Here is a 24,576-nt window from a genome sequence, read left to right as displayed (position 1 = left end):
AGGCTGACCTGCCCCCCGGAACGTCTCTCGTTCTGATGTAGAGTTTGCTTCATCACGACCGAGCAGACGCAATGAGGAAAAGCCGCTTCACCGAGGCGCAGATCATCGGAATGATCAAGGAACAGGGTCAACGCACTGCGTTGACGGCCTGGCGACGGCGGAAGTCTGTCGGCGCCATGGGCTGAGCCCGGCCAGGTGTCTCACAAGCTGAAGTCCAAGTATGGCGGCATGGACGTGTCCGACGCTCAGAGGCCGAAGGCGCTCGAGGACGAGAACGGCAAGCTGAAGCGATTGCCGGCGGACGCGATGCTCGACAACATCGTGCTGAAGGATCTGCTGGGATCGAAGCCATGGGACGCCACTGGTCCGAGGACCATGGCTGAGGCCTGACGACACCGAACGCGCGGCGGGAGGCGGTGCTGCGGGCCATGCGGGATCACGACATCTCGCAGCGCCGGGCCGTCGGCGGCATGCGCCGACCCTGGTCGGTGTCGATCCGAAGACGGTGCGGCGCGGACGTCCGCCTGACAACCCCGAGATCCGCAAGGTCCTGCAGGAGATCGCAGCCGTGCGCCGCAGGTTCGGCTCTCGGCGGATCGGTCTGCTGCTGGCGCGCAGGGGCATGCTGATGAACCCCAAGAAGCTCTATCGGCTCTACCGCGAGGAGGGCCTGGCGGTGAAGCGGCGGCGTGGCCCCAGGCGCGCCCGGGGCACCCGCACGTCGATGCCGGTGGCCCTTGTGCCGAACCAGCGTTGGTCGCTCGACTTCGTGGCCGACACCTTCGGCGCCTCGCGCAAGTTCCGCATACTGGCGGCAATCGACGATTGCTGCCGGGAGAACCTGTGCCTGATCGCCGACACCAGCATCTCGGGTGCAAGGGTGGCGCGGGAACTGGACGCGCTGGTGCGGATCTACGGAAAGCCTGCCTGCGTCGTTTGCGACGTCGATCTGAACCGCCCCGGGTTTGCTGGAGAGTAAATACTCAAAGGATGAGCCTATGACGCAGCAAAAATTCACCTCCGCCTATCCGGCCGAGCTGCGCGAACGCGGTGTTCGGCTTTTCCGAGAGAACCGGGCCGACTACTCCAGCGACACGGCCGCCTGCAAGGCGATTGCCCCGAAGCTTGGCTGTTCGTCCGATAGCCTGCGCGTCTGGTGCCAGCAGGCCGAACGTGACGCCGGACAGCGCGCCGGACGCTCGCGCTACCTGATGGCGCCACGTCCGGCGCGCTTGCCTCAAATCCACCCGAAGACGACCAATCTCAAACCCACAGGCTCTCGTCATGACCGAGGCACCAACGGGGCGCAGGTCAGTCACCGTCAGCGTCGATGTGACGAACAGGACAGTGATGGATGCCGCCCCGGCGAAGTCATCCGCCTGGATCACAAGGGCCGGACGCGGCTTGCCGTGCTCACCTTGCAGCGCGACCGTGACCAGATCACCGCGCTTCACTCCCAGCCTTTCACGTCATCGAAGCCCACCTCGGCCTCAGGTCCCCGATCCCTTGCAGGATCAGGGACCCACCCGAAACGGGCCGGGACGCAGGTCTTACTTCTTCGTGGCGCGGACGCCGACTTCCTCGACCTCGACCTCGGTCTTGCGGACCGTGTCCTTGATGGTCTTCTGATGCGCCTCGACCTCTTTGGTGAGTTCGACCTCGCCCACGACCCGGGCTTCCTTGCGCACCTCGACCTCTTCCTCGGTGCCCATCATCTCGACGGTCTTTTCCTCGAAGACGGCAGCGGCCTCGTCGTCCTCCAGCACGCGATTGGCGGCGTGACGCTTCACCCCCACGGTCTCGGTCGTCAGGGTGACGGTTTCCTCGACCGGCGTCTCGACGACGCGCGAGGTCACGCGGACACCGCCGTTGGCGCTCCGGGCCTTGCTGACCGAAAGCTCTTCCTCGACGATCGGCACCGAGCCGGCGCTGCTTTCCTTGAGGCTGCCATGGTCCGACAGGATGCGGTCCATGATGGACAGCGCCCAGTCGGCCCGCTCTTCGGAAATGCTGGCGATGACCAGCGTCTGACCCTGCTTGACCGCCTCGGCATAGGCTTGGGCGTCGGCATCCGCGAAGCCGTACTCGGAAAGCTCGCGCAGAAGCGCCTTGGTGTCGCCGCCGAGGATGCGGGCCTGCTGGTCGCTGAGCCCTTCCTTGCGGAGGGCGGCGACCGCCATGTCGGCGATCTTCTGGTCGGCATAGGCGTTGATGACGGTTGTCATGGGGATCTCTCCAATTGGTAGGTGTTCGGGGTCGTGTCGGACAGGACAGGCAGGCGCCCGTTCAGTCCGGGTCGTGGCTGTCGCCGTTGGCGTTCAGGCGTTCGATGACGGCTTCCTCATGGCGCAGCGTGACGGTCTCGGAATGCTGTTCGGTGTCCTTGCGCCGGGTGATGCGGATCTCCTCGGTCGCGCGCAGGCGCTTCTCGACCACCACGACCTCTTCGACGAGCGTGACGATCGTGATGTCGCCCTCCTGCCGCACCGGAACCGGACCATCCACCCATCGGCCGAGCGGCACCCGCTCGACCTCGACGGTCTCGCGGACGACGGGCTCGTCGATCAGCGCCTCGTCCTCGCGCACCACCGTGCGGACACGAACGCCTTCGGTCAGCGTCTTGCGCTTGAGGACAAGGACCTGCTCTTCGACGATCGGGATGATCTGGGCAGGGGGCGCGGAAACGGCATCCCGCGCGGGTCTGGATTGCTTCGACATGGATTCTCCGATCCCGGACGGCTGCGGACTGTTCCCAGGTTCAGCGACGGGCGGACGGGAAGGCCGGGACGGTCCTCCAGCCGCGCAGGAAAGCAAGGTAGCGGTCGTTGATCTGCCCCATCCGCTGGAAGCTGCCGGCCATGAAGGCGCTTTGCATCTGGGCCATTTCTGCCAGCGTCCGGATGCGCCCGGCCGCCATCGAGGTCTGGACCTGCAGCGCCTGCAGCGCCTGCTCGTTGAGCAGCGCCATCATCGAATTGCCGACAGAGCCCGCCTCGCGGGCCGTTTCCTGCAGTTCCCCGAGAACAGCCGTGGGCTGAAGCCCCCGGTCCCTTCCGCCAGCCGCATCGGTGCCGGCTCCCATGGCCCTGCGTGCCACCTGGGCGCCTTGTTGCACCACATCCATGCCGGCCTTCATGATCTCCCCGCTCTGGCGCGCGGCGTCCGTCATCGGGTTCTCTCGCCCGCCCGCGCGGCGCGCCGGCGTGATCCCGGTTGTCCCGCCTTCGGTCTTGCTGGCGGCGGTGCCGGCCTCCGCGTCGCTCAGCGCCTTCACGACGGCCGGCAGGATCTCGTTCCTGTCGTCACGAAAGCGCCGCTGGAACAGGTCCCGGAACTCGGCGACCTTGGTGCCGAACGCCTCGCCGTCCCTCGGGCTGCGCTCGATCTCGCCGAGGAGCTTGCGCATCTGCTGGCTGTCGTTCAGCGCCGCGGCCACGAGGTCCTTCGTCTCCCTGTTCTCTCTCAGCACCGGAAGGAGACGCTGTTCCTCGAACTCGGCCTGGCGGTCGAACTCGACCTTCAGGTCGGAGACCAGCCGGTCGCGTGTCCTGGCTGCCAGAGGAGTTTCGGCGAGCTTCGCGAAGATCTCGTTGGCCTTGAGCTGGCCGGTCTGCATCAGTTGCTGGATGGTGGTCATTTTTCTGGTCCTTGTTGAGAGGCGTGGGGGACCGTCGCAAGGCTCGGGAGCCTTCCTTAGGACGGCCTCACGCGACGTGAGGAAGCTGGGGTGAACAGGCGCCGCGTTTTGGCGGCAAGGTGGCCCAAGTTTCCCCAAGGGGAGTTTCTGATAACGCGAATGCTGCGTGTGCATTCACGGATGCTGCACTGCAACAATGTCCCGGCCGCACAAGAGTTCCGCAGGGTCCGGATAATTTGGCCTCTCCCGCCGCTTGTCCTTCGAATGAGCATGAAGGCGCCTACCGACCAGTGACAGCGTCCCCCATGAGAAGGTTGCCGCTGCCGCGACGTAGCGCCCGGTCGCCAGATTTGCCCGCGCGTGGGGTCTGCATCCATCCGCGGCCACGGCCAGGTGCGTTCCAGGAACGCGCGCACCCGCTTGGTGAAAGGCGGCAGAGCCGCCGAACAGTTCTGTTCGACAGCTCCACCGCACAGGCGTGCCTTTGCCTCAGGCGGCGTTGAGCCTTGCGTTCCGGCCGTGCGGCGGAGCCACCTTCTCGATGGCGGACATGACCGCTTCGGTCTCGGTCTGATGGATCATGTGGCCCGCCCCGGGGATGCGGTGGAAGCTGCTGTGCGGGATGTCGCCGTGCAGTCTGGCGGACTGATCCTCGGCATCCACAAGGCGGTCCTCGGCGCCCGCGATGATGGCCACGGGCATCTTGAGGCGGGCGTAGGTGTCACGAGCGGCCAAGGCATCCGGAACCATCAGGGCCGACTCTGCGGCGCTTGCGCGGATCTGGGACGGGCGGACCGCCATGGCCTTCGGGAACCCGGCGAATTTTCCGGGTACTGCCTCGGGGCCGAAGATCTTCCGCATGAGGAGCGGCCACATCAGCCGGCTCAGGACCGGCGAGATCGTGTAGCGGATGACGTCGCCCGCTACTGGCACTGCCGGAACCCCCATGCCGACCACATCAAGCCGCGCCGTCGGATAGTAATAGCCCGACGCCAGAACGAGCCCGCCGACCAGATCGGGGTATTTATGCGCAAGCGCCACCGCCACCGAGCAACCCCAGGAATGGCCGAGGATCGTCGCGCGCGTGATGCCGATCTGCGCAAGCGCGTCGTGGATCAGGTCCGCCTGCGCCGCAGGCGTCCAGATCGTGCTGCGCGGGCGGTCGCTGTGACCATAGCCGGGCCGGTCCAGGACGATCACACGGTATTTCCTGGCTGCAAGGTCGATGAGGCCGCTCGATTCAAAGTCCTGGATCATGCTGCCATTGCCATGCAGCAGGACGACCGGCTCGCCGCTGCCCCGCTCCACATAGTGCAGACGGACGCCGTTGACGTTCAGGAACTGCCCGACCGGGGGATTGTCCTGCTCGGCCTTGCGGGCCAGGCGATGGTTGACGAGGGCCGAGATGGCCAGTCCTGCGGCCGCGAGGCCGATGACTGCGGCCCGGGCCGCAGGGCGCGCGGGCGACGACTGCCTGCGCAATGCGCCGCGGGGATCATCATGCAGTTGCCTGCGAGGTTGAGCGTTCATGGGAATATCCGATCTGAGAAAGCTGCGTCCTGGCGGCAAGGGAAACGCCATGCTGCAGTGCAGCATAACTACGCGCGAACGGGTGAAATGGTTCCCTGCATGATCCCGAGCTGTTGATTTCCACCCGGAACTGACCCGGGTAGGGGCGTAATTTCCACTGAGAACTGACCCATGTGAACCTTCCCCAAAGCGGAGCGCGGCGGGGGTAATGGAGTGATCCACATGGGACTTTTGAACATCATCCGACGCATGGCGTTGCGGGAGAAGCTGCCGATCCGGGAGATCGCACGGCGGACCGGCCTGTCGCGCAACACCATCAGGAAGTATCTGAGCGCTGGGACCATCGAGCCGAGGTTCGCGACGCCTGATCGGCCGAGCAAGCTCGATCCGTTTTCCGAGAAGCTGGCGGCGTGGCTGAAGACGGAAGCCGGCAAGTCACGCAAGCAGCGCCGGACGCTGAAGCAACTCCATGCCGACCTCGTGGCGCTCGGCTTCACCGGCTCCTACGGCCGGGTCGCGGCCTTCGCCCGGCAATGGCGGATGGACCGGCAGCGCGAGCAGCAGACGACGGGCCGCGGCACCTTCGTCCCCTTGGTCTTTCGTCCGGGCGAGGCGTTCCAGTTCGATTGGAGCGAGGACTACGCGGTTCTGGGCGGGGAGCGCACGAAGCTTCAGGTCGCCCACATCAAGCTGGCACACAGCCGGGCCTTCCTGGTTCGGGCCTATCTGCTGCAAACCCACGAGATGCTGTTCGATGCCCATTGGCACGGGTTCCGCGTCTTTGGCGGCGTGCCGGGTCGCGGCATCTACGATAACATGAAGACAGCGGTTGACCGCGTTGGCCGCGGCAAGGAACGGCAGGTCAACATCCGCTTCCTCGCCATGACCAACCACTATGTCTTCGAGCCGGAGTTCTGCAATCCTGCCGCGGGATGGGAGAAGGGACAGGTCGAGAAGAACGTTCAGGATGCCCGGCCTCGTTTGTGGCAGCCGATGCCGAACTTTCCTGACCTGGCGGCGCTGAACGCCTGGCTGGAACGGCGCTGCCTGGAGTTGTGGCGCGAGATCCCGCACGGGGTTCTGCCCGGAACCGTCGCCGACGCCTGGGCCGAAGAACAGGCCGCGCTGATGCCGCTGCCGCCTGCCTTCGACGGCTTCGTCGAGCGGAGCAAGCGTGTCTCACCCACCTGCCTGATCAGCTTCGAGCGCAACCGCTACAGCGTGCCGGCGTCCTTTGCCAACCGTCCTGTCAGCCTCAGGGTCTACCCGGATCGGCTGGTGGTTGCCGCCGAGGGACAGATCCTGTGCGAACATGGGCGGGTGATCCAGCGGTCCCATCACCTGCCGCCTCGCACGATCTATGACTGGCGGCATTATCTGGCCGTCATCCAGCGCAAGCCGGGTGCCCTCAGGAACGGTGCGCCCTTCGCGGAACTGCCCGCGGCCTTCCGACAGTTGCAGGACCAGATGCTGCGACGACCCGGTGGCGATCGCGAGATGGTCGATATCCTGGCGCTGGTCCTGCAGCATGATGAACAGGCTGTGCTGGTTGCTGTGGAAATGGCCCTGGCCGAAGGCGTCGCGACCAAGACCCATGTGTTGAATCTCCTGCACAGGCTGATCGATGGCAAGACGACCGGCGGCCCGAACATCGACACACCGGAGGCGCTGATCCTGCGCCATGAGCCGAAGGCCAATGTCGAACGCTATGACGACCTGCGGGCGCAGATCGGAGACCGCCATGCGTCATGATCCCGCCAGCGGCGCCATCGTCATCATGCTCCGCAGCCTGAAGATGCACGGCATGGCCCAGGCCGTCACCGACCTGATCGAACAGGGGGCGCCGGCATTCGAGACAGCCGTGCCGATCCTGTCCCAGCTGCTGAAGGCCGAACTGGCGGAACGCGAAGTGCGCTCCATTGCCTATCACATGAAGGCCGCGCGCTTCCCGGCCTACAAGGATCTCTCGGGCTTCGACTTCGCTGCCAGCGAGATCAACGAGGTCACGGTGCGCCAGCTCCACCGCTGCGAGTTCATCGACGGCGCGCAGAATGTCGTGCTGATCGGCGGGCCGGGCACCGGCAAGACCCATGTCGCAACCGCCCTGGGCATCCAGGCCATCGAACACCACCGCCGGAAGGTCCGCTTCTTCTCCACCATCGAACTCGTCAATGCCCTCGAGCAGGAGAAAACCAAGGGCAAGGCGGGCCAGATCGCGGAGGGATTGACCCGGCTCGATCTCGTGATCCTGGACGAACTGGGCTACTTGCCGTTCAGCGCTTCAGGCGGTGCGCTGCTCTTCCACCTTCTGAGCAAGCTCTATGAGCGCACCAGCGTTGTCATCACCACCAACCTGAGCTTCAGCGAATGGGCCACCGTCTTCGGCGATGCCAAAATGACCACCGCGCTGCTCGATCGCCTCACCCACCGCTGCCACATCCTGGAGACCGGAAACGACAGCTTCCGCTTCAAGGCAAGCTCAGCCGCAGCAGCCAGGAAAACCAAGGAGGCCGGCCATGCCTTGACCCAAGCCTAACCCACGAAACATAACCTGAGGGTGGGTCAGTTCTCGATGGAAAACCCGGGTCAGTTCCGAGTGGAAATCAACACACGGGCGGCTTGCGCCACCGCTACGCCGCGCTCGGTCACCAGCCTGACGGCCTCGACCTTGAACTCGCCGCGGAACTTCCGTCTCGTCATATCCACTTTCGGGTCCCTTGGTCACGATCTTATCTTCGTGTCCACGAAACCGGCAGCAGGCCAGCCCGGCATCAGCAGCGCCGATCTTCTGGCTTGTGGACGCTACTCCTGCGGCTTCTCCGAGGTTGATTCCTTTTCAATCTGGAGTAGAGCAAGCAGCCAAACTCTCCCGCAAGCCAAGCTATGCGACGGCCTTAGCCACCATGTCCGGATGCTTGGCGATCACGCGCACATAGGCGATGGCGAAATCCGGCGCGGTCGCCCGTGCCTGCTCCCAGTCGCGCAAGGTGCCGACTGGAACGCGGAAGCGGCTGGCGAACTCGGTCTGCGACAGACCAAGACCGGTTCTGGTCTTGCGGATCAGCCGGGCGCGCTGGCTCCGGTCCAGCGCCTCAGCGGTCACGTCGAAATCCTCGGCGTCGGCCGGGTCAGCAGGCAGTGCGATATGCTTTTTCTTCACCCTTGTTGCTCCTTCTCACCGAGATGAAGCGGGGCCGTTCGCCCCGCCAGACGAAGACGCCGGTGAACAGCTTCTCTCCGACGATACCGACCACCTTGAACCGCTCCTCGCCGTCAATCTCGCGGATGGAGGGAATGATGAGGTGGTTATCGTCTTCAAAAACCTGGTCGCCAAAGACCAGCGATAACTTGTGCTTCTCGCGGTTTGCCGCATCCTTGGCGGGGTCGAACCTGTCCTGCGTCTTGGATTACGAATATACGGGATTTCCGTATGTACGGCAACCCCTTCTCGCTCGTGAGTTGTCGAGGATGTTGATTTCCACCTGGAACTGACCCGAGTTTGGAGTGAACCCCTCGGCTACCGCACCCCCGAGGAATTCGAAAGCCTGTTCGCCCGAAAGGCGGCTTAGTTCGGATGGCGCGATGTGGTCCAGCCTCAGGGGTTCACTCCATAGGGTTCCTCAGGACAGGAGGCGGATCTTTTTGCCGTGTCAAGATTTCGGCTGCTCGGGACTCCAGGATTTAGGCCTCTTTAGTCTCGGCTTCGGTCCATTCCTGGTCTGCTACTGAGCTTTGTCAGATGCCGGTCCGCGCGACCTGACCTACATGCGCCGCGTGGCGCAGGACCGGGAGCTGGACGTCACCCTGACGGACGCGACCGAGGACCGCATCACCATCGGCTTCTGGGGGCCGGAGGCTCGCGCCAAGCTTCAAACTGTGGTGGAAGACCCCGCCGCGCTGGAACCCGAGGCCTTCCCCTTCGCCGCCCTCCGCCCGATCAGGATCGCGGGGCGCGAGGTCACGGCCTTCCGCATCTCCTATGTCGGGGAACGGGGGTGGGAACTGCACATGGCCTACGAGGACGGGCTGGCCGTCTGGGACGCCCTGCGCTCGACCGGCGCCATCGCGGTGGGGATCGAGACCTACGCCAACTCGCGCCGGATGGAGAAAAGCCTGCGGCTGCAGAACGCCGACCTGCGGACGGAATACAACCTGTTCGAGGCGAGCCTTGCCCGGCCGAAGGTGAAAGAGGCAGATTTCCGCGGCAAGGCGAAGCATCTGGAATATGCCGCGCGGGACCACCAGCCGGCGATGCTCTGCACGCTGGTGATGACCGACAACATCGACGGCAACGGGATTGCCCGCTATGCCTGAATGATGCTGCGCGGTTGCCGGACCAGACGCCGGCCGAGGAATCCGGAACTCAAGGGATTCTGACGAAGCTGGCGGAAGCCGCAATCAACCGGTCGACCGCCTGCCTGTTTTCCGCCACGTTTTCGGCAGCGGCAACCCTCTGTCCTTGACTTTTCCCCCAGACTGGCCATGTTGTCCCGGTCGCCACCCGCTGCCGCGTGAGCAGCCGCAGGGCATCCTGTTCCCGCCAGGGCCGACGATCAGACTGGTTCCCCATGTCACGCAGGGTTGCCGGCGGGTTTCGTATCTGACCCGCGCCCCTGCCTGCCGCAGCCCCGTGCCGCGGCCTTCCGCGCGTCCCGGTACGAGGGACGGCGACCAAGGACATGAGATGACAGACACCACCACCACCCGTCCGGCACGCGCCCGGACCGACCGCAACCAGCGCGACCACGACAAGCCGCGCTCGGCCGGCTTCGACGCCCGCCGCGGTCCCGGCCGCGCCAAGAAGGCCCGCACCGAACCCGAGCCCTTCATCCGTCGCGCCATCCCGGACATGGACACGCCCTTCACCCGCATGGGCATCGACGCACGCGTGGCGATCAACCTGCCGGAACTGGGCCTGAACGAACCCACCCCGATTCAGACCGAGGCGATCCCGGCGCTGGTCGCGGGCCGCGACCTGCTGGGCCTCGCCCAGACCGGCACCGGCAAGACGGCGGCCTTCAGCCTGCCGATGCTGTCCCGCCTTGTCATCAAGGGCGAGCGGGCCGAGCCGCACAGCTGCAAGGCGCTGATCCTGGCCCCCACGCGGGAACTCGCGACCCAGATCGCCCAGAACGTCGAGGGCTTTGCCCGCGGCACCGGCATCCGCGCCTTCCGCGTGGTCGGCGGCGCCTCGATCAACGTGCAGATCGACCGCCTGTCGCGCGGCGTCGATGTGCTGATCGCGACGCCCGGCCGCCTGATCGACCTGATCGAGCGCAAGGCCGTCCGCTTCGATCAGACCCGCTATCTGGTGCTGGACGAGGCCGACCAGATGCTCGACATCGGCTTCATCCACGCGCTGCGCCGCATCGCCAAGCTGCTGCCGCGCGACCGCCAGACGATGCTGTTTTCCGCCACCATGCCCAAGCTGATGGAGGAACTGGCCGAAAGCTACCTGACCGATCCGGTCCGGGTGGCGGTGGACCCGCCGGGCAAGCCGGCCGAAAAGATCGACCAGGGCGTGCATTTCGTGAACCAGGGCGACAAGGCGGAGCTGCTGGCCGAATACCTGTCGAAGTATCCGGGCGAGCTTGCCATCGTCTTCGGACGCACCAAGCACGGGTCCGAAAAGCTGGCCAAGCTGCTGGAGAAGTGGGGCTTCAAGGTGGCCGCCATCCACGGCAACAAGAGCCAGGGCCAGCGGGAACGCGCCTTGGCCTCGTTCCGGGCCGGCGAGACGCAGGTGCTGGTGGCGACCGACGTGGCGGCGCGCGGGCTCGACATCCCGCAGGTGGCGCATATCTACAACTACGACCTGCCGAACGTGCCGGAAAACTATGTCCACCGCATCGGCCGCACCGCGCGGGCGGGACGCGATGGCCGCGCCGTGGCTTTCTGCGCCCCGGCCGAGGCAGGGGAACTGCGGGCGATCGAAAAGGCGATGAAGGCCGCAATCCCGGTAATCGGGGGCGAGCCGCCGGTCGGCATCCCCGCCGCGCCGCGCCCTTCGGGCCGCCCTGCCCGGCCGGGCCGCCCCGAGGGCCAGCACAAGCGTCCCGCCCGCCGCCCCTCGCGCGCACCAAAATCACAGCAGCGCGACGGCTGATTACGGCTCTGAGAACCATCTGGAAAACGCGCCACCGGCGCGTTTTTCACGTTGAGGCCTCCTCGCAGGCCGATGGCGGCTGTTCTGTCGCGGCAGAGGGTGGCGGTCGGTCGGGCTGGTCTGCGCGCTTCCCGTGCGAACGGCATTCAGCAAATCTTTATCTCTGGATGCAATGACTGCGGGGACGGGCAACGTTGCGGGGCGGAACCGGCTGGGCTAACGCTTGGCCGAAACTGGGAAAGGAAACCTCATGCGCGCGCTCTGGTCCCGTGTTCTCGCCGGAATCGTTGCGGCGGTCGTCCTCGGCCCGCTCGGGGTGGCGGCGCAATCCTTTGACACCAATGCCCAGTCCGCCTGGGTCTATGACGTCGCGACCGGCAGCGTGCTGATGGAAAAGAACGCGCATGAGCCGATGCCGCCCGCCTCGATGTCCAAGCTGATGACCGTCTACATGCTGTTCGAGGCGCTGGATCAGGGCCGCGTGACGCTGGACACGCGCTTTCCCGTCTCGACCAAGGCGCGGCAGATGGGCGGCTCGACGATGTTCCTGAACGAACTCGACCGGCCCACGGTGGATGAACTCATCAAGGGCATCATCGTGCTGTCGGGCAACGACGCCTGCGTCGTGGTGGCCGAAGGGCTGGCGGGAACCGAGGAGGCCTTTGCGCGCGAGATGAACGCCCGGGCGCAGGAACTCGGCCTGCAGGATACGCATCTTGTCAATTCCTCGGGCTGGCCTGCGCCGGGGCATGTCATGTCGGCCAGCGACCTGGGCAAGCTCGCCCAGCATCTGGTCGAGGACTTCCCCGAGCTTTACAGGAACTTCGCCCTGAACAGCTTCGAGTATGACGGCCGCGCCCCGGCCAATGCCCGCAACCGCAACCCGATCCTCGGGCTTGGCATCGGCGCGGACGGGCTGAAGACCGGGCATACGCAAGAGGCGGGCTACGGCCTTGTCGGCTCGGCGGTGCAGGACGGGCGGCGGGTGATCTTCGTGGTCAATGGCCTGCCCTCGGAACGCGCGCGGGCCGAGGAATCGGAACGGATCGTCAACTGGGCCTTCCGGCAGTTCACCATGAAGACAGTGATACCTAAGGGCGAAACCGTCGCCTGGGCGCCGGTCTGGCTGGGTCAGTCACGCCGCGTCGCCCTGACCGCGCCCGAGGGCGTGAACGTGCTGATCCCCGCGGGCGCGGCCTTGGGCGTGACCGCGGAAGCCGTCTTTGACGGCCCCATCGAGGCGCCGATCGCCGCCGGTCAGCGGGTGGGCGATCTGGTTGTATCCGTGCCTGGCTCGGTCGAATCCCGCCTGCCGCTGGTTGCCGCGACCGAGGTGGCCCGCGCGGGCTTTGTCGGGCGGCTGCAGAACGCCGCCTTCCGGCTGGGCGAGCGCGCCGTGGCCGCTGTCGGCGGCTGAGACGGCGCCACGGTGTTCATCAGCTTCGAAGGCATCGACGGGTCGGGCAAGTCCACCCAGGCGCGGCGGCTGGCCGAAAGCCTGCAGGCCGAGGGCCGCGAGGTCGTGCTGACCCGCGAGCCGGGCGGCTCGCCGGGGGCGGAACAGATCCGCCGCCTGCTGGTCGAGGGCCGCGCCGACCGCTGGTCGCCGGAAACCGAGCTTCTGCTGTTCACCGCCGCCCGCCGCGACCACCTGGAACGCACCATCCTTCCCGCGCTGGATCGCGGCGCCTGGGTGGTGACCGACCGTTTCGCGGATTCCACCCGGGTCTATCAGGGCGTCGCCCGCGCCGATCTGGCGCAAGCTGTCGAGGACCTGCATCGCCTGCTGATCGGGATCGAGCCGGACCGGACCTTCGTGATCGACCTCGACCCCGCCGAGGCGCTCGCAAGGGCGACAGGCCGGATGCCCGCCTCACCCTTCCCCATTGCCCATGATCCCGCTTGGGCCTCGCCGCCCCCTTTGGCCAAGGATGTCGAATCGCCGGTCCCTGCCGGGACCGTCACGCCTGCGGTTGCAGACCGGCAACCTGATCCCTCGCTCCCTCCGGTTGCGGATCTTGCCGCCGAGGACCGCTTCGAGGCCATGGGCCTCGGCTTCCAGACCGCGCTGCGCCAAGGCTTCCAAGATCTCGCCCGCGCCCATCCCAACCGCGTCCGGCTGATTGACGGCAGCGGCCCGGCCGAAACCGTGGCCGCCCGCGTCAGGGCCGCGACATGAGCGACGATCCCGATATACCGGTCGAATCCGACCGCGTTCCCGGCGCGCCGCACCCGCGCGAGACGCGCCGGCTGGTCGGTCAGGACCCAGCCCTTGCCGCCTTCCAGACCGCCGCTGCCTCGGGCCGGATGCATCATGGCTGGCTCATCACCGGCCCCCGCGGCACCGGCAAGGCGACGCTGGCCTGGATCATCGCCCGCTGGCTTCTGGCCGGAACAGGCTCGCCCGACCTGTCGGTGCCCGAGGATCACCCCGTCGCCCGCCGCCTGCGCGCCCTGTCCGAGCCGCGCCTGCATCTGGTCCGCCGCTCTCTCGACGACAAGGGCCGCCTGCGGGCCGAGATCGTGGTCGAGGATATCCGCAAGCTGCTGTCCTTCTTCCACATGAGCGCGGCCGAGGGCGGCCGCCGCGTCGCCATCATCGACGCCGCCGACGACATGAACACCGCCGCCGCCAACGCCGTGCTGAAAATGCTGGAAGAGCCGCCCGCGGGCGCGGTCCTGCTGCTGGTCGCGCACCAGCCCGCGCGGCTTCTGCCGACGATCCGCTCGCGCTGCCGCGAGTTGCGGCTGATGCCGCTGTCGCCCGAGGACATGGCGACGGCGCTCGCGCCGCTTGAGGTGGCGGGCAATCCGGCGCGACTGGGGGCGCTGGCAGGCGGTTCGGTCGGCGAGGCGCTGCGGCTTTCGGGCCAGGACGGGCTGGACCGCTATGCCGATCTCGTCGCGCTGTTTGCCCGGCCCGAGATGGACCGGCAGGCCGCCGCTGCCTTCGCGCAGGACGCGGCGGGCCGTCCGGGCGCCGGGGGCGATCCCTTTGACCTGACCATGACACTGCTCGACCGCTTTCTTTCCCGCGCGGCGCGCACCGGGCTGATGGGCGCGCAACTGCCCGAGGCGGCCGAGGGGGAAAGCGCGGTGCTGGCCCGCATCTCGCCCGACGACCGCGCCGCCCGGCACTGGGCCTCTGCGCAGGCCGAACTTTCGGCGCGCGCCCGCGCCGGGCGGGCGGTCAACCTTGACCCTGTGGCGCTGGTGATGGATATGCTCCTGACCCTGGCGCAGGCCCCCGGTGCCACCGAGGCGCGGGGCCGAGGATGACGCGATGACCCCGACCGACAATCTTGCGCCGGCATTGGTGGACAGCCACTGCCACCTGGACTTTCCCGATTTCGACGGGCAGCAGACCGATCTGGTTGCCCGTGCCCGTGCCGCCGGCGTCACCCGCATGGTCACGATCTGCACCCGCCTGCGGCTGGAACCGCAGGTCCGCGCCATCGCCGAGGCGCATGAGGGCGTCTTCTACGCCGCCGGCACCCACCCGATGCAGGCGGCCGAGGAACCCCTTGCCAGCGTCGGGGAACTGGCTGTCCTGTCCGCGCATCCCAAGTTCGTCGGCATCGGCGAAACCGGGCTGGATTACCACTATACCGCCGACAGCGCCGCCATTCAGGCCGAAAGCTTGGAAGTCCACATAGAGGCCGCGCGGCAAACCGGGCTGCCGCTGATCATCCATTCGCGCGATGCAGACGACGACATGGCCGCGATCCTGACCCGCGAGCACGCGGCGGGGCCGTTCTCGGCCGTGATGCACTGCTATACCTCGGGGCCGCAATTGGCGCGCACGGCGCTGGACCTCGGCTTCTACCTGTCGATGTCGGGGATCGCGGCCTTCCCCCGCTCGACCGAGATCCGCGAGATCTTCGCGGCCGCCCCCCGCGACCGGGTGCTGGTGGAAACCGACGCGCCCTTCCTTGCGCCCCCGCCCCATCGCGGCAAGCGCAACGAACCGGCCTATGTCGCCCATACCGCCCGCGTCGGCGCCGAGCTTTTCGGCATGACCTTCCCTGAGTTCGCGGTGCTCACCAGCGCCAATTTCGACCGCCTGTTCCCCAAGGCCGCCGCATGATCCGCGCGACGATCCTCGGCTGCGGGTCGTCGGGGGGCGTGCCGAGGCTGGGCGGAAACTGGGGCGCCTGCGATCCGGCGAACCCCAGGAACCGGCGCCGGCGCTGCGCGCTGCTGGTCGAACGGCAGGGCGCCGGGGGGGCGACCCGCGTGCTGATCGACACCGGGCCGGACATGGTGCCGCAACTGCTGGACGCGGGCGTAGGACTGCTGGACGGGGTGGTCTGGACCCATCCTCATGCCGACCACATCCACGGCATCGACGACCTGCGCCAGATCGTCCACAACCGGCGATCCATCCTGCCGGGCTGGGCCGACCGGCCCACCACTGCGGCGCTGATGAACCGCTTCGGCTATGCCTTCGAGACGCCGCCCGGATCGCCCTATCCTCCGATCCTTGAACTGCATCTGATCGGCGGTCCCTTCACGATCCACGGCGAGGGCGGCCCGATCCATGTCACCCCCTTCACCGTGGACCACGGCATTCCCGCGCTGGGACTTCGCATCTTTGGGGGTGAGGACGCCCCGGCGCTGGTCTATCTGCCGGACGTGCTGGCGATCCCCGATGACGCCTGGCCCGCGATCATGGACGCAGAGGTCTTCATCTGCGACGCCCTGCGCCGCACGCCCCATCCCAGCCACGCGCATCTGGCGCTGGCGCTGGAATGGATCGAGCGCTCACGCGCCCGGCGTGGCATCCTGACCAACATGCACATCGACCTGGACCATGACGCAGTGATGGCCGAGACGCCCGATCACGTCATCCCCGCCCATGACGGGATGGTCGTCGAGCTTTGAGCGCGCTGTTCGACGTCATCCTGCCGGTCTTCCTGGTGATCGGCGCGGGCTATCTCGTCTCTTGGCGCGGGTGGTTCAGCCCGGCGGGGGTCGACGGGCTGCAGCGCTATGCCCAGAACTTCGCGGTGCCGGTGCTGCTGTTCAGCTCGATGGCGGCGCTGGACCTGTCGGCCGACTTCGATCCATGGCTGTTGCTGGCCTTCTACCTTGGCGCGTTCACCTCGTTCCTGGTCGGCTGGATCGTCGCGTGGCGGGTGATCGGCCGCTCGCCCGAGGATGCCGTCGCCATCGGCTTCGCCTGCCTGTTCTCGAACTCGCTGCTGCTGGGCATCCCGATCATGGAGCGCGCTTACGGTCCGCAGTCGCTGGCCGGCAACTTCACCATCATCGCACTGCACTCGCCCCTGCTTTACACGCTGGGGATCACGGTGATGGAGTTCACGCGCGCCCATGGCAGCGGGGTCTCGCCCGGCCGGGTCGCCCTGCGGGCACTGCACGGGGTCGTGCGGACGCCGCTGGTCATCGGTATCCTTTGCGGGCTGGCGGTGAACCTGCTGACGCAAGGCGGGCTGGTCCTGCCCGAAGGCTTCTGGGCGGCGGTCGAGATGATCGCGCGCTCTGCCCTTCCCGCGGCGCTGTTCGCCTTGGGGGGCGTGTTGCTGCGCTACAAGCCCCAAGGGGACGCGGCGTCCATCGCCCTGATCTGCGGCTGCTCGCTGATCCTGCACCCCGGCCTGACCTATGGGCTGGGGATGATCTTCGGGCTGGATACGGACGGGCTGCGGTCGGCGGTGGTGACGGCGACGATGGCGCCGGGCGTGAACGCCTATCTGTTCGCCAATCTTTACGGCACAGCCATCCGAAGCGCGGCTTCGGCGGTGCTCATTGGCACGGCCCTGTCGATCCTGACGGTCTGGGGCTGGCTGGAGATCCTGCCCTAGACCCGCACCCCGTAGTAGCCAATCGCGGGGCCGATCTCGTCTTCCTCGTAGCGGAAATGCGACCGCACGGCGCGGTCGAGCGCGGCAAAGCGCTCGGCGCAGGCATCGAACCGTGCAGGCGACGGATCCGTGGCCAGCGCATCGGCGGCCTCGGCCAGCACCTCGATCAGATGCTCAAGCCCGCGATGTTCCTGCCGCAGCCGGAACAGCACGGCGTTCAGGACCTCGTTCCCCTGCACTTCCAACTGCGGGTAAAGGTGGAAATCCTCGATCTGGTGATGCGTGGTGATCGCCCGGCAGGATGCCCCGCAGGCCGTCCCGAACAGCCTCAGGTTTTGCGCCATCGGCATCCCGCGCACCGCAGGCGCAAGCTCGCCGGGCTGCCGCAGCCCCGCCCGGATGTCGCCCATCAGCGCGCCCACCGCCGACAGGTCGCGCAGATACAGGCGGTGGATCGCGGCCAGACCCCGGCCGTTCAGTTCCTGAAAAGGGTCCAGCGTGAAGCCGGGCGCGCGGGGGCGGGCGACATCGTCCGCGATCTCCTCGGGCGTCATGAGTGGGTCAACCCGCGCAGCCGCTCGCCCCGGCGGCGCAGCAGTTCCACCGTCGCCAGCAGCGCGATCGAGAAGATCACCAGCAGCGTGGCGACGGCGAGGATCGCCGGGCTGATCTGCTCGCGAATGCCGTTCCACATCTGCCGCGGGATCGTCTGCTGGTCGGGGCCGGCAATGAACAGCACCGCCACCACCTCATCGAACGAGGTGACGAAGGCGAACAGCGCGCCCGAGATCACGCCCGGCAGGATCAGCGGCATCGTGACCTTGAAGAAGGTCGTCCTCGGGTTCGCCCCCAAGGACGCTGCTGCCCGGTTCAACGACTGGTCAAAGCCGATCAGCGTCGCGGTCACGGTGATGATGACGAAGGGAATCCCCAGTGTCGCATGGGCGAGGATCACGCCCAGGTAGGTATTGGCCAGGCAGCCCGAGTTCGACAGCACCGGCGCCAGCAGTCGCCCGAAGGTCGAGGTCGTGTCCACGCAGGCGGACGAATAGAAGAAGAACATCCCTGTCGCGGTGATGATGATCGGCACGATCATGGGCGAGATCAGCACCGCCATGATGATCCGGCGGAACGGCATCTCTTTCCGCGCCAGCCCCAGCGCCGCCAGCGTCCCCAGCACGGTGGCAAGGATCGTCGAGAAGAAGCCGATGATCAGCGAGTTCTTGGCCGCATTGATCCAGCGCGCGTTGTTCCACGCATCCGCCCACCAGCTTGTGTCCCGCGGCGCATCCGGGTTCGCCATGCCGAATGTCAGCAGCGTGTCATACCAGCGCAGGGAATAACCCTCGGGGTCGAAGGAGCGCATCCTGTCGGTGAAGGTGAAATAAGGCTCGGCGTTGAAGCTGAGCGGGATCACCACCACGATCGGCGCGATCAGGAAGAAAAAGATCGCTACGCAGATCGCGATGTAGATCCAGTGCCAGATCCGTTCCAGCGGCGAAGCATAGGTCGGCAGCGCCATTCGGTTCACCCCAGCTTGAGATTGTCGATCCCGACCATGCGGTCATAGACCCAGTAGAGGATGAGGACTCCGGCCAGCAGCAGCGCGGCCAATGCCGCGGCCATCGACCAGTTCAGCGTTTCCGTCATGTGCATGGCGATCATGTTGGAAATCAACTGCCCCGAGGACCCGCCCACCAGCGCCGGCGTGATGTAGTAGCCGACCGCCAGGATGAACACGAGCAGGGCGCCCGCTCCCAGCCCCGGCAGGGTCTGTGGGAAATAGACCCGGCGGAAGGCCGTCCAGCTTGTCGCCCCAAGCGAGCGGGCGGCGCGGACATAGCTGGGATTGATCGTCCGCATGACGGAATAGAGCGGCAGGATCATGAAGGGCAGCAGGATATGGGTCATGGCGATGATCGTGCCGGTGCGGTTGTAGATCATCTGCAGCCGCCCGTCCTGCCCGATCATCCCCAGCCAGACGAGGATGTCGTTCACGACCCCCTGCTGCTGCAGCAGGACCATCCAAGCTGTCGTCCGCACCAGAAGCGAGGTCCAGAAGGGCAGCAGAACTAGGATCATCAGCAGGTTCGATTTCCGCGTCGGCAGCGTCGCCAGCAGATGCGCGATGGGGAAACCCAGCACAAAGGTCAGCCCGGTGATCAGCAGCGACAGCCAGAAGGTCCGCATGAACAGCATCCCGTAGACCTGCTGGCGCTCGGGGACGCTGACGATCTCGTTCTGGTCGTTGCGGGTCAGGTCCATTGCGGCCAGGTAGAAATTCGCCGTATAGGCTGTCGAGGCCGAACGCATGGCCCGCCACAGCGTCGGATCCTGCCACCGAGGATCGACCTCGGTCAACGCCTCGCGGTAAGGCGGCTCGAACCCGCCGCGCCCCTGCCGGCCGGTCGAGGTGAACAGCGAGCGGGTGCCCGGCACGTCATAGTTCATCCGGGTGCCGACGATGCCAATGGTGCGGGCCTCGGCCGCCGCCGTCAGGTCGGCGGTCAGCGCGGCGAAAGCCGTCTCGTCGGGCTGGGTGCCGGGCGGGTTCTCGGCGAACCAGGCGGAAATCTGCGGCATGTTGGCCGCAAAGCCGTCGTTGTACATCGAGCGGTGCAGCATCTGCCCGATCGGAATCACGAAGGTCACGACCACGAACAGCAGCAGCGGCGCCACCAGCAGGAAGGCCCGCCGGCGTGACCGAGCCGAACTGCGGGCCAATGCCCGGGCCAAGGGGCGGCCGTCCGCGGTCGTCAGCATTGCGGGCGCGCCGCCGGCTTTCCTGACGATGGCTGCATGGGGGTCGAGAGCGGTTGCCATGTCGGTCCTATCGCTTTGGCCGCGGTATCGGGCCGGTCGTCATTCGCTGCCCAGCCACGCGGTGAAGCGGGCGCGCAGTTCGGTTTCGTGGTCGGCCCAGAATGCCGGGTCCACGAACAGGGAACTGGTCATGTTGTCGGGTGCGGTTGGCAGGTGCGGACCCATCGGCGTTGTGCCATCGCCTACGAAATTGCCTACCATCGCCTGCGCCGACCGGCGGGGCGGACCATAGGGCAGGATCTCGGCGGCATGGGCCAGCACCTCGGGCGAGGTCGAGAAAGCCACGAAATCCCGCGCGGCCTCAAGGTTCGGCGCACCTTTCGGGATCACCCAGCCCTCGACTTCCAGCATCTGGGCGTCCCACAGGATCGCCAGCGGCAGCCCGTCCACCTGCGCGGCCTTGAAGACGCGGCCGTTATAGGCATGGGCCAGCGCGACCTCGCCATCGGCAAGAAGCTGGATCGGCTGGGCCCCGGCCTCCCACCAGACGATCTCGTCGCGAATGGTGTCGAGCTTCGCCAGCGCGCGTTCCACCCCCTCGGGCGTGGCCAGCACGTCATAGACCTGGTCCAGCGGCACGCCGTCGCCGACCAGCGCGAGTTCCATCGTGAACTGGGGCGTGCGGCCCAGGCCGCGGCGTCCGGGAAAGCGCTGCAGGTCGAAGAAGTCGGCAGCCGTGGCGGGGGGCGTTTCAAGCCGCCCCGCATCATAGGCGATGACGGTCGAATAGATATCCGTGGCGACAAAGCATTCGGTCAGGGTGCCGGGCAGGAAATCCTCGGCCACCGTGCCGTCCGGCGCCGGTGCGAGGCGGGAGGGATCGATCGGCTCGGCATCGCCTTCCTCGCAGAGCCGCATCCCCGCCCCCTGCCCGACGCTGGCGACATCGGCAGAGACATTGCCGGCCTCGACCTGCGCCTTGACCATGCCGGCAGGGTCATCGGTATCGACGAAGCGCACCGGATGGCCGGTCCGTTCAGTAAAGGGGCGGGCCATCGCGGCATCCTGCAGCGCCGCAAAGTCGCCGCCCCACGAGACGATCACCAGCGGCTTCTGCTGCGCCCAAGCGGGCGCGGCAAGCATCACGGCGGCAAGGATCAGCGATCGGTGCATCGGAATGTCCGGGTTGCAAGGGGCAGCCGGGGCGCGAACGCCCCCGCCATCATGTCAGCCAGCAAGCCAGGCGTTGAAGCGTTCCGTCAACTCGGTGCCATGGTCGGCCCAGAAGCCGGCGTCGTTGACCAGCGCGCTTTCGGCGTTCTCAGGGGTGGTCGGCAGGTAGGGCGCCATCTCGGTGGTCCCGTCCTTGTAGGTGCCGACGCTGGCCGCCGCCGATTTGCGCGGCGGGCCATAGGCGATGTATTTCGACAGGTCTGCCTGCCGCGCCGGGTCCGAGGCAAAGGCGATGAACTGCATCGACTTCTCGACATCCGGCGCGCCCCTCGGCACCACCCAGTAATCCATGTCCAGGTTCGCGCCGTCCCAGATAAAGGCGAAAGGCTTCCCTTCCTCGACAATGGCGTCGAAGATCCGACCGTTATAGGCCAGCGTCATCGAGACCTCCCTGTCGGCCAGCAGTTGCGGCGCCTGCGCGCCTGCCTCCCACCAGACCACCTGGTCCTTGATCGTGTCCAGCTTGGCAAAGGCGCGGTCCACGCCCTCGGGCGTCGAAAGCACGTCATAGACTTGGTCGGGCGGCACGCCGTCGCCCAGCAGGGCGAATTCCAGCGCATATTTCGGGCGCTTGATGATGCCGCGCTTGCCGGGGAACTGCGCCGTGTCAAAGAAATCCGCGACAGTCGCGGGCGCGCCGTTCGGGAAAGCCTCGGTGTCATAGGCGATCACGGTCGACCACACCATGATGGCGGTCGCGCAGTCATGCAGCGCCTGCGGCAGGTAGTCGTCGGCAGCGGTGGTCCCGTCCGCCGCGGCGGGCAGCGTCGCCGGGTCGATCGGCTCGATCAGCCCCTCGTCGCACAGGCGGATCACGTCCGACTGCTCGACGTCATAAACGTCGCTGGTGACGTTGCCGGCCTCGACCTCGGCCTTCAGCTTGGCCGGAGGGTCCGAGTTGTCGACCATGTTGGCCTGGATGCCGGTCGCCTCGGTGAAGGGCCGGGCGAAGGCCTGGTTCACCGCCTCGCCGAAGGCGCCGCCATAGGTAGTGATGTTGATTGAATCCTGCGCCTGCGCCGCGCCCGCGAGGGCCAGCGCCAAAGCCGTTCCCGCGATCAGGTTCCGTGCCATGTCCGCTCTTTCGCAACCATAAGGGTGAAGGCGGCGCCATGCCCGGCGCCGCCGCAGGACCGTCAGCCGGCCAGCCAAGCGTTGAAACGCTCGCTCAGTTCGCCGTCGTGATCGACCCAGAAGTCGAGGTTCGAGGCGATCCCCTGGTCGAGGTTCTCGGGCGAGGTCGGCAGGTGCGGCGACATCGGGGTTTCGGTGCCCGCGACATTGCCGACCAGCGACGACGACGACCGGCGCGGAGGGCCGTAGCTGATATGCTCGGCGGCCTTGGCAAGCTGCTCGGGGCGGGTCGAGAACTCGATGTATTTCAGCGCGTTTTCCATGTTGGGCGCGCCCTTGGGGATGACCCAGCCTTCCATCTCGTATATCTGGCCGTTCCAGATGATGTTGAAGGGCTTGTTCTCGCCGATGGCGGCGTTGAATATCCGGCCGTTGAAGGCAAAGGCCATCGTGACCTCGCCATCCGCCAGAAGCTGCGGCGGCTGGGCGCCAGCTTCCCACCAGATCACGTCATTCTTGATCGTGTCCAGCTTGGCAAAGGCGCGGTCCACGCCCTCGGGCGTCGCCAGCACGTCATAGACCTCGGCCGGGGGGACGCCATCGGCCATCAGCGCCAGTTCCAGGTTGAACTTGGCCCCTTTCCGCATGGTGCGCTTGCCGGGGAAGGCGGCGGTGTCGAAGAAATCGGCCGGGGATGCCGGCTTGGCGTCGGGGAACTTGCTGTCGTCATAGGCCAGCACCATCGAATAGACATCGGTCGCCACGAAGCAATCCGTCAGCGCGCCCTCGATGAAATCCTCCTCGGCCGAGGTGCCGTCGGCAGCCGCGCTGAGGATCGACGGATCGATCTCTTCCAGCGCGCCCTCGTCGCAAAGCCGAACCGCGTCGGCATATTCGACCGAGGCCACGTCGGCGGTGACGTTGCCCGCCTCGACCATCGCCTTGATCGGGGTCGCCGGGTTGTCGGCGTCGGCCACGGTGATGCGGATGCCGGTCTCGGCCTCGAAGGGCGCGTTATAGGCGATGGCATGGGACTGGCCGTAGGCCCCCCCCCAGTCCAGAACGTTCAGCACGCCGCCGCTTTGGGCAAAGGCCGCCGAGCCCAGACCGACCAGCGCGGTCGTGGCGATCAGAAGTTTCTTCATGTCTTTCCTCCCTTTATTGTTATTCATTCAAACCCGATCGAGCGCCCGCGCATCCTGCGGGTTCCAGCCGATGCGGATATGCTGGCCGGGCTGCAGACGGGTCTGGCCCAGCGTGTTGCGGAATTTCATCACGAAGTCGTCGCTGCCCGCGACCTTCATCCGCGCCCGCAGGATATCACCCATGTAGATCACGTCGCGCACCTCGGCGTCGATCGTATGGGTGCCCGCGGGCATCAGGTCGGGCTTGAACTCGACCCGTTCCGGGCGGATCGAGACCATCGTCTGCTGCCCCACCTCACGGATGTTGACGGCAGTGGCGTCGATCAGCTCGCCCGTCGCCAACCGAACCTCGGCGCGTTGGCCATCCAGTTTCTCGATCGTGCCGGACAGCTTGTTGTTTTCCCCGATGAACCCGGCAACAAAGCTGTTTTCCGGCTGTTCATACAGCACCGAGGGCGGCGCGAGCTGCTGGATGCGCCCGTCGTTGAAGACGGCGATGCGGTCCGACATCGTCAGCGCCTCGCCCTGGTCATGGGTCACATAGACGACCGTGATCCCGAGATTGTCATGCAGCGACTTGATCTCATACTGCATATGCTCACGAAGCTGCTTGTCCAGCGCGCCCAGGGGTTCATCCATCAGCACAAGCTGCGGGTCGAAGACCAGCGCGCGGGCCAAGGCGATCCGCTGCTGCTGACCCCCCGAAAGCTGTGCCGGACGGCGGTTGCGGAAGCGGCCCATCTGCACCATGTCCAGCGCCCGGATAATCCGGCTTTCGCGTTCGGCCTTGCCCATGCCGCGCACTTCCAGCGGAAAGGCCAGATTCTCGCCCACCGTCATGTGCGGGAACAAGGCGTAGTTCTGGAACACCATCCCGATGCCGCGCTTGTGCGGCGGCACGTCGTTGATGTTGCGATCCCCCAGCCTGATCTCGCCATGGGTCGCCGTCTCGAAGCCCGCCAGCATCATCAGGCAGGTGGTCTTGCCGGAACCGGACGGCCCCAGCATCGTCAGGAACTCGCCCTTGCCGATCGACAGATTGAGGTCCTTCACCACAAGCGTCTGGCCGTCGTAACTTTTCTGGACATGGTCGAAGACGACGAATCCGTCATTGCCGGTCGGGGTCAAGGCGTCTGCTCCCTGTCTTCCTGTTCTTTGTTGCGTCACTCTATGCAACGGAAACGCAAAGCTGCAACGTGATAATGCGGCAGGTTTTACCGGGCGTGGCACCGACCGGGAACTTGCCGGGTGCAGCGGCAACCT

Annotated in this window: 23 protein-coding genes and 3 pseudogenes; 11 read left to right on the top strand and 15 right to left on the bottom strand. The window is 66.5% G+C overall.

Features of this window, described 5'->3' with window-relative positions; translation table 11 throughout:
• Positions 1–71: 71 nt before the first annotated feature.
• Positions 72–943 (top strand): annotated as a pseudogene (locus JGR78_RS01405) (transposase); the annotation flags it as partial.
• Between the two features lie 40 nt (positions 944–983).
• Here the strand turns inward: JGR78_RS01405 and JGR78_RS01400 are convergent.
• From JGR78_RS01400 to JGR78_RS01380, 5 genes are all read right to left on the bottom strand, one after another.
• Positions 984–1,454 (bottom strand): type II toxin-antitoxin system PemK/MazF family toxin, encoded by a 471-nt coding sequence (locus tag JGR78_RS01400; protein WP_182793300.1) that lies wholly within the window; start codon positions 1,452–1,454, stop codon positions 984–986.
• A 96-nt stretch (positions 1,455–1,550) separates the two neighbouring features.
• A complete protein-coding gene (locus JGR78_RS17925) occupies positions 1,551–2,225 on the bottom strand; it encodes a YsnF/AvaK domain-containing protein (RefSeq protein WP_182805687.1) in 675 nt (224 codons plus the stop codon).
• 61 nt (positions 2,226–2,286) lie between these two features.
• Positions 2,287–2,718: a YsnF/AvaK domain-containing protein gene (locus JGR78_RS01390; RefSeq protein ID WP_200559395.1), complete on the bottom strand. Its 432-nt coding sequence runs from the start codon at positions 2,716–2,718 to the stop codon at positions 2,287–2,289.
• 40 nt (positions 2,719–2,758) lie between these two features.
• Entirely contained in the window at positions 2,759–3,637 is an 879-nt protein-coding gene (locus JGR78_RS01385) for a hemerythrin domain-containing protein (protein ID WP_200559393.1), read from the bottom strand.
• A 489-nt stretch (positions 3,638–4,126) separates the two neighbouring features.
• On the bottom strand, positions 4,127–5,167 hold the full coding sequence (locus JGR78_RS01380) for an alpha/beta fold hydrolase (protein WP_182806256.1): 1,041 nt from the start codon (positions 5,165–5,167) through the stop codon (positions 4,127–4,129).
• Between the two features lie 222 nt (positions 5,168–5,389).
• On the opposite strand from JGR78_RS01380, the gene istA reads away from it, so the two are divergent.
• Both istA and istB read left to right on the top strand, forming a co-directional pair.
• Positions 5,390–6,919, top strand: coding sequence for an IS21 family transposase (istA, locus tag JGR78_RS01375; protein ID WP_200559303.1), 1,530 nt, complete (start codon positions 5,390–5,392; stop codon positions 6,917–6,919).
• Positions 6,909–7,703: an IS21-like element helper ATPase IstB gene (gene istB, locus JGR78_RS01370; protein ID WP_200559304.1), complete on the top strand. Its 795-nt coding sequence runs from the start codon at positions 6,909–6,911 to the stop codon at positions 7,701–7,703. The genes istA and istB overlap by 11 nt, the downstream gene beginning before the upstream one ends.
• Positions 7,704–7,771: 68 nt before the next feature.
• On the opposite strand, the pseudogene JGR78_RS01365 reads toward istB, so the two are convergent.
• The 3 genes and pseudogenes from JGR78_RS01365 to JGR78_RS01355 all read right to left on the bottom strand — a co-directional run.
• Positions 7,772–7,867 (bottom strand): annotated as a pseudogene (locus JGR78_RS01365) (transposase); the annotation flags it as partial.
• Between the two features lie 181 nt (positions 7,868–8,048).
• Complete coding sequence (locus tag JGR78_RS01360) at positions 8,049–8,327, bottom strand: DNA-binding transcriptional regulator (protein ID WP_182805250.1); 279 nt, start codon at positions 8,325–8,327, stop codon at positions 8,049–8,051.
• The gene (locus JGR78_RS01355; protein WP_234450922.1) at positions 8,296–8,508 is read right to left on the bottom strand and encodes a BrnT family toxin; all 213 of its coding nucleotides are present in this window, start codon (positions 8,506–8,508) and stop codon (positions 8,296–8,298) included. Before JGR78_RS01355 ends, JGR78_RS01360 begins: the two co-directional genes overlap by 32 nt.
• A 391-nt stretch (positions 8,509–8,899) precedes the next feature.
• Between JGR78_RS01355 and JGR78_RS01350 the strand changes: the two genes are divergently transcribed.
• The 8 genes and pseudogenes from JGR78_RS01350 to JGR78_RS01315 all read left to right on the top strand — a co-directional run bounded on the left by JGR78_RS01350 (position 8,900) and on the right by JGR78_RS01315 (position 17,098).
• Positions 8,900–9,481, top strand: coding sequence for a hypothetical protein (locus JGR78_RS01350; protein ID WP_234450811.1), 582 nt, complete (start codon positions 8,900–8,902; stop codon positions 9,479–9,481).
• Positions 9,482–10,016: 535 nt separating this feature from the next.
• Positions 10,017–11,273, top strand: a complete 1,257-nt coding sequence (locus JGR78_RS01345) for a DEAD/DEAH box helicase (RefSeq protein WP_182805256.1) — start codon at positions 10,017–10,019, stop codon at positions 11,271–11,273.
• A 250-nt stretch (positions 11,274–11,523) separates the two neighbouring features.
• On the top strand, positions 11,524–12,690 hold the full coding sequence (locus tag JGR78_RS01340; protein WP_182805248.1) for a D-alanyl-D-alanine carboxypeptidase family protein: 1,167 nt from the start codon (positions 11,524–11,526) through the stop codon (positions 12,688–12,690).
• Positions 12,691–12,702: 12 nt separating this feature from the next.
• Positions 12,703–13,140: pseudogene (gene tmk, locus JGR78_RS01335) on the top strand (dTMP kinase); the annotation flags it as partial.
• Between the two features lie 308 nt (positions 13,141–13,448).
• A complete protein-coding gene (locus tag JGR78_RS01330) occupies positions 13,449–14,552 on the top strand; it encodes a DNA polymerase III subunit delta' (protein WP_182805246.1) in 1,104 nt (367 codons plus the stop codon).
• A gap of 4 nt (positions 14,553–14,556) precedes the next feature.
• The gene (locus JGR78_RS01325) at positions 14,557–15,360 is read left to right on the top strand and encodes a TatD family hydrolase (protein WP_182792985.1); all 804 of its coding nucleotides are present in this window, start codon (positions 14,557–14,559) and stop codon (positions 15,358–15,360) included.
• A complete protein-coding gene (locus JGR78_RS01320) occupies positions 15,357–16,157 on the top strand; it encodes an MBL fold metallo-hydrolase (protein ID WP_182792986.1) in 801 nt (266 codons plus the stop codon). Before JGR78_RS01325 ends, JGR78_RS01320 begins: the two co-directional genes overlap by 4 nt.
• Positions 16,154–17,098, top strand: coding sequence for an AEC family transporter (locus JGR78_RS01315; RefSeq protein ID WP_182792987.1), 945 nt, complete (start codon positions 16,154–16,156; stop codon positions 17,096–17,098). The genes JGR78_RS01320 and JGR78_RS01315 overlap by 4 nt, the downstream gene beginning before the upstream one ends.
• Here the strand turns inward: JGR78_RS01315 and JGR78_RS01310 are convergent.
• The 7 genes from JGR78_RS01310 to JGR78_RS01280 all read right to left on the bottom strand — a co-directional run bounded on the left by JGR78_RS01310 (position 17,095) and on the right by JGR78_RS01280 (position 24,441).
• Positions 17,095–17,652, bottom strand: a complete 558-nt coding sequence (locus tag JGR78_RS01310) for a hemerythrin domain-containing protein (RefSeq protein ID WP_182805244.1) — start codon at positions 17,650–17,652, stop codon at positions 17,095–17,097. The two genes, JGR78_RS01315 and JGR78_RS01310, sit on opposite strands and share 4 nt — an antisense overlap.
• Complete coding sequence (locus JGR78_RS01305) at positions 17,649–18,620, bottom strand: ABC transporter permease (RefSeq protein WP_182792989.1); 972 nt, start codon at positions 18,618–18,620, stop codon at positions 17,649–17,651. The genes JGR78_RS01310 and JGR78_RS01305 overlap by 4 nt, the downstream gene beginning before the upstream one ends.
• 5 nt (positions 18,621–18,625) lie before the next feature.
• Positions 18,626–19,921, bottom strand: a complete 1,296-nt coding sequence (locus JGR78_RS01300; protein WP_182805242.1) for an ABC transporter permease — start codon at positions 19,919–19,921, stop codon at positions 18,626–18,628.
• Between the two features lie 39 nt (positions 19,922–19,960).
• Positions 19,961–21,034 carry an ABC transporter substrate-binding protein gene (locus JGR78_RS01295; protein ID WP_182805240.1) on the bottom strand — a complete coding sequence of 358 codons (1,074 nt, stop codon included), beginning with the start codon at positions 21,032–21,034 and terminating at the stop codon, positions 19,961–19,963.
• Between the two features lie 54 nt (positions 21,035–21,088).
• Positions 21,089–22,168 (bottom strand): ABC transporter substrate-binding protein, encoded by a 1,080-nt coding sequence (locus JGR78_RS01290; RefSeq protein WP_182792992.1) that lies wholly within the window; start codon positions 22,166–22,168, stop codon positions 21,089–21,091.
• 62 nt (positions 22,169–22,230) lie between these two features.
• Entirely contained in the window at positions 22,231–23,313 is a 1,083-nt protein-coding gene (locus JGR78_RS01285; protein WP_182805238.1) for an ABC transporter substrate-binding protein, read from the bottom strand.
• Between the two features lie 27 nt (positions 23,314–23,340).
• Positions 23,341–24,441, bottom strand: a complete 1,101-nt coding sequence (locus JGR78_RS01280; RefSeq protein ID WP_182805236.1) for an ABC transporter ATP-binding protein — start codon at positions 24,439–24,441, stop codon at positions 23,341–23,343.
• Between the last annotated feature and the right edge of the window lie 135 nt (positions 24,442–24,576).

The organism is Paracoccus sp. MC1862 (genome assembly GCF_016617715.1).
GTDB lineage: Bacteria > Pseudomonadota > Alphaproteobacteria > Rhodobacterales > Rhodobacteraceae > Paracoccus.
The sequence above is the reverse complement of the archived record's forward strand: the minus strand, read 5'-3'. Positions and strand labels throughout refer to the sequence as shown.

Bases quoted from the DNA above. Each gene is read 5' to 3' on its own strand.
- JGR78_RS01285 (WP_182805238.1), bottom strand. From the start codon at position 23,313: ATGAAGAAACTTCTGATCGCCACGACCGCGCTGGTCGGTCTGGGCTCG.
- JGR78_RS01290 (WP_182792992.1), bottom strand. From the start codon at position 22,168: ATGGCACGGAACCTGATCGCGGGAACGGCTTTGGCGCTGGCCCTCGCG.
- JGR78_RS01325 (WP_182792985.1), top strand. From the start codon at position 14,557: ATGACCCCGACCGACAATCTTGCGCCGGCATTGGTGGACAGCCACTGC.
- JGR78_RS01305 (WP_182792989.1), bottom strand. From the start codon at position 18,620: ATGGCGCTGCCGACCTATGCTTCGCCGCTGGAACGGATCTGGCACTGG.
- JGR78_RS01380 (WP_182806256.1), bottom strand. From the start codon at position 5,167: ATGAACGCTCAACCTCGCAGGCAACTGCATGATGATCCCCGCGGCGCA.
- istA (WP_200559303.1), top strand. From the start codon at position 5,390: ATGGGACTTTTGAACATCATCCGACGCATGGCGTTGCGGGAGAAGCTG.
- JGR78_RS17925 (WP_182805687.1), bottom strand. From the start codon at position 2,225: ATGACAACCGTCATCAACGCCTATGCCGACCAGAAGATCGCCGACATG.
- JGR78_RS01320 (WP_182792986.1), top strand. From the start codon at position 15,357: ATGATCCGCGCGACGATCCTCGGCTGCGGGTCGTCGGGGGGCGTGCCG.
- JGR78_RS01310 (WP_182805244.1), bottom strand. From the start codon at position 17,652: ATGACGCCCGAGGAGATCGCGGACGATGTCGCCCGCCCCCGCGCGCCC.
- JGR78_RS01300 (WP_182805242.1), bottom strand. From the start codon at position 19,921: ATGGCAACCGCTCTCGACCCCCATGCAGCCATCGTCAGGAAAGCCGGC.
- JGR78_RS01340 (WP_182805248.1), top strand. From the start codon at position 11,524: ATGCGCGCGCTCTGGTCCCGTGTTCTCGCCGGAATCGTTGCGGCGGTC.
- JGR78_RS01390 (WP_200559395.1), bottom strand. From the start codon at position 2,718: ATGTCGAAGCAATCCAGACCCGCGCGGGATGCCGTTTCCGCGCCCCCT.
- JGR78_RS01295 (WP_182805240.1), bottom strand. From the start codon at position 21,034: ATGCACCGATCGCTGATCCTTGCCGCCGTGATGCTTGCCGCGCCCGCT.
- JGR78_RS01345 (WP_182805256.1), top strand. From the start codon at position 10,017: ATGGACACGCCCTTCACCCGCATGGGCATCGACGCACGCGTGGCGATC.
- JGR78_RS01330 (WP_182805246.1), top strand. From the start codon at position 13,449: ATGAGCGACGATCCCGATATACCGGTCGAATCCGACCGCGTTCCCGGC.
- istB (WP_200559304.1), top strand. From the start codon at position 6,909: ATGCGTCATGATCCCGCCAGCGGCGCCATCGTCATCATGCTCCGCAGC.
- JGR78_RS01385 (WP_200559393.1), bottom strand. From the start codon at position 3,637: ATGACCACCATCCAGCAACTGATGCAGACCGGCCAGCTCAAGGCCAAC.